3 protein-coding genes and 1 pseudogene are annotated in these 3,857 nt (G+C 62.9%); all 4 read left to right on the plus strand.

Annotated elements, in window-relative coordinates:
• On the plus strand, positions 1-727 hold a 727-nt coding region (gene pcsA / locus EOA22_RS26830; RefSeq protein WP_164755846.1), incomplete at its 5' end, for a phosphatidylcholine synthase.
• Between the two features lie 57 nt (positions 728-784).
• Positions 785-1,762 carry a quinone oxidoreductase gene (locus tag EOA22_RS26835; RefSeq protein WP_063168005.1) on the plus strand — a complete coding sequence of 326 codons (978 nt, stop codon included), beginning with the start codon at positions 785-787 and terminating at the stop codon, positions 1,760-1,762.
• A 133-nt stretch (positions 1,763-1,895) separates the two neighbouring features.
• On the plus strand, positions 1,896-3,473 hold the full coding sequence (locus EOA22_RS26840) for an ABC transporter ATP-binding protein (RefSeq protein ID WP_063168006.1): 1,578 nt from the start codon (positions 1,896-1,898) through the stop codon (positions 3,471-3,473).
• Positions 3,470-3,857 (plus strand): annotated as a pseudogene (locus tag EOA22_RS26845) (ABC transporter permease); the annotation flags it as partial. The gene EOA22_RS26840 and the pseudogene EOA22_RS26845, both read left to right, overlap by 4 nt.

Genomic DNA, 3,857 nt, shown 5'->3' on the forward strand with positions numbered 1-3,857 from the left:
GGCGTTCTCCGTCCACCTTTTGACCGCCTCGGGGTCGTTCCTGGCCTTCCTGTCGCTCGTGGCGGCAAGTGAAGAGCGCTGGACCGCAATGTTCTGGTGGCTCGGGCTGGCCCTGTTCGTCGACGGCATCGATGGGCCGATCGCCAGAAAACTCGAGGTCAAGGAGATCCTGCCGACATGGTCGGGCGAACTGCTCGACAACATCATCGACTACGTGACCTACGTGCTGATCCCGGCCTTCGCGCTCTATCAGCGCGGCTTCATGGGCGAGGGCCTGTCATTCCTGTCGGCGGCGATCATCGTCGTTTCCAGCGCCATCTACTATGCCGACACCGGCATGAAGACGAAGGAGAATTTCTTCAAGGGATTCCCGGTGGTCTGGAACATGGTGGTGTTCACCCTGTTCGTCATCGAGCCCGGACAATGGGTTTCGTTCGCGGTGGTGGTGGTGGCCGGCGTCCTGACTTTCGTGCCGATCAACTTCATCCACCCGGTGCGGGTGGTGCGGCTGCGGCGCATCAACCTTGGGATGACCCTGTTGTGGTGCGCTTTCGGCGCGCTTGCCCTGGCCCAAGCGGCGCTCGCCGCCTTCTACGATCAGATCGGCGTGCTGGGCGAGCAGGTCAGCACCTTCACCAAGATCGGCATCACCATCACCGGGCTTTATCTTGCCTGCATCGGTGGCATCATGCAGTTCTTTCCCAATCTCGGTGCCAAAAAGGCCTGATCGGCCACTCCCACAGGGAGCCTGGCCCCACAAGCCTAGCCCACAGGAAGCCTAGCAATGTCCAAAGCGATCCGCATTCATGCCAATGGCGGCCCGGAAGTTCTGACCTATGAGGACGCTGATCCCGGCCAGCCGGGATCCGGGCAGATCCTGGTCCGGCACACCGCGATCGGCCTCAATTTCATCGATGTCTACCATCGCTCCGGTCTCTATCCGCCACCCGGCGGCTTCCCGCTCGTGCCAGGCAGCGAAGCCGCCGGCGTGGTGCTGGAGGTCGGCCATGGCGTCGACTGGCTGAATCCGGGCGATCGCATCGCCTATGCCGTGACGACGGGGGCTTACGCGCAAGAACGCGTCATCGATGCCAGCCGCGTCGTCAAGGTTCCGGATGGCATCAGCGACGAACAGGCCGCAGCGATGATGCTGAAGGGCATGACCGCGGAATATCTGCTGCGCCGGACGTTCAAGGTGAAGGCCGGCGACACGATCCTGTTCCATGCCGCTGCAGGCGGCGTCGGCCTGATCCTCGGCCAATGGGCAAAACATCTCGGCGCCACCGTCATCGGCACCGCCAGCTCGTCCGACAAGATCGAGCTCGCCAGGGCGCATGGTTTCGATCACGTCATCAACTACAAGGAACAGGATTTCGTCGCCGGCGTCGCCGCCATCACCGGCGGCAAGAAATGCGATGTCGTCTACGATTCGGTCGGCAACGACACGTTTCCGGCTTCGCTCGACTGCCTGCGGCCGCTCGGCATGTTCGTCAGCTTTGGCCAGTCCTCGGGACCTATACCGCCGTTCAGCATGTCGTTGCTGGCACAGAAGGGCTCGTTGTTCGCAACAAGGCCGACACTGTTCGTCTACAACGCAAAACGCGAGGACCTCGACGCTTCTGCTGCCGCCCTGTTCGAGGTCGTGCTCAGCGGCGCGGTCGAGATCCGGATCAACCAGCGCTACGCGCTGAAGGACGCCGGCAAGGCGCATTCCGACCTCGAGGGCCGCAGGACCACAGGGACGACCATTCTCATCCCTTAGTTCGTTCTGCCTTGCTATCCCTTGAATTTCCGCTGAAATTCTTGAAGCTCTTTCAAGACGTGTGCCGCTTTCCGATGAGAGCCGGCCGCGCCTACCATGCCTGCGGGAACACAGAACATGTCTGGCTAACCAGATGGGAGGCACTGTGAGTGCAAATCAGGACGGCACGAACCTGCTTGAGGTGCGTGGCCTCACCAAGATATTCGGCACGCTGACGGCGTGCGATCATATCGATCTCGACATCGCCAGGGGTGAGATCCACGCCTTGCTCGGCGAAAACGGCGCCGGCAAGTCGACGCTGGTCAAGATGCTTTTCGGCTCGCTGGAGCCCAATGCCGGCGAGATCTTCTGGAACGGTCAGGCCGTCAGGATTTCCAGCCCGGGCGTCGCGAAAAAGCTCGGCATCGGCATGGTGTTCCAGCATTTTTCGCTGTTCGAGGCGCTGACCGCGGCCGAAAACATCGCGCTGTCGCTGGACGACGGCTCGCCGATCAGCAGCATCGCTGCGAAGGCGAGGGCGCTTTCCTTCAGCTATGGCCTGCCGCTCGATCCTGAATCGCTGGTCGGCGACCTGTCGGTGGGCGAGCGCCAGCGCATCGAAATCATCCGCTGCCTGCTGCAGACGCCGCAGCTCATCATCCTGGACGAACCGACCTCGGTGTTGACGCCGCAGGAAGCCGACAAGCTGTTCGAGACGCTGGAGCGCCTGCGCTCGGAAGGCAAATCCATCCTCTACATCTCGCACCGGCTCGAAGAGGTCAAACGCATCTGCGACCGCGCCACCGTGCTGCGCCACGGCAAGGTGGTCGGCCATTGCAATCCGCGTGAGGAAACAGCCTCTTCGCTGGCGCGAATGATGGTCGGCAATGAGGTGCAGGCCGTGGTGCGCGCGCCGGTCGAGGGCATCGACAAGGCGCAGCCGCTGCTCGAAATCCGCAATCTCAGCCGCCAACCGGCGACGCCGTTCTCGATCCCGCTCAAGGGCATCAACCTGAACGTCCGCGCCGGCGAGGTGATCGGCATCGCCGGCGTCGCCGGCAATGGTCAGGGCGAGTTCTTCGAATCCGTTTCGGGCGAAGTGCTGCAGCAGGATGCCGCCTCGGTGCGCATTCGCGGCAAGGATTCGGGAAGCCTCACCATCACCGGACGGCGCCTGCTGGGCGCTGCCTTCGTGCCGGAGGAGCGCCTCGGCCACGGTGCCGCACCGCGCATGAAGCTTTCCGAAAACCTGCTGCTGTCGCGCCATGCCACCGACGGCAAGGCGTTCGTCGGTTCCGGCGGAATGGTCAAGAGCGCCGCCATCCAGGCCGCGTCCCAACGCATCATCGAGGCGATGGACGTGCGCAAGAGCGCGCCGGATCCGGAGGCCGCGGCTCTTTCGGGCGGCAATCTGCAGAAATTCATCGTCGGCCGCGAACTCGACCGCCGGCCAAGCGTCATGGTGGTGAACCAGCCGACCTGGGGCGTCGATGCGGGCGCTGCCGCCCACATCCGCCAGGCCTTGATCGAGTTGTCGCGCAGCGGATCAGCGGTGCTGGTGATCAGCCAGGATCTCGACGAGCTGTTCGAGATCTCGGATGCGATCGCGGTCATGCACAATGGCGAGTTGTCGAAGCCGATGCCGATCGCCGAAGCGACCTTCGAGAAGGTCGGCTTGCTGATGGGTGGCGCCGAACCCGGTCACGCCGAACACACGTTGGAGACGGCATGATGCGCCTCGAACTCGTCAAACGCCCGCAGCGCTCCATGCTGTTTTCGGCCCTGTCGCCGTTCATCGCTTTCGCGCTGACCATCATTGCCGGGGCCGTCATGTTCGCACTGCTCGGCGTCAATCCGCTGACTGCGTTCAACATCTATTTCATCGAGCCGATCAGCCAAATCTGGCAGTTGCATGAGCTGGCGATCAAGGCCGCGCCGCTCATCCTGATCGCTGTCGGCCTGTCGGTTTGCTACAAGGCCAACATCTGGAACATCGGCGCCGAAGGCCAGTTCATCCTCGGCGGCATCGTTGGCTCGATGCTTCCAGTACTGTTTCCGCAGTTCGAAGGCCCGCTGGTGCTGCCGTTGATGCTGTTGCTCGGCATGGTCGGAGGTG

The organism is Mesorhizobium sp. M7A.F.Ca.US.014.04.1.1 (assembly GCF_003998745.1).
Classification (GTDB): Bacteria; Pseudomonadota; Alphaproteobacteria; order Rhizobiales; family Rhizobiaceae; genus Mesorhizobium; species Mesorhizobium ciceri.

Bases quoted from the DNA above. Each gene is read 5' to 3' on its own strand.
- EOA22_RS26840 (WP_063168006.1), top strand. From the start codon at position 1,896: ATGGGAGGCACTGTGAGTGCAAATCAGGACGGCACGAACCTGCTTGAG.
- EOA22_RS26835 (WP_063168005.1), top strand. From the start codon at position 785: ATGTCCAAAGCGATCCGCATTCATGCCAATGGCGGCCCGGAAGTTCTG.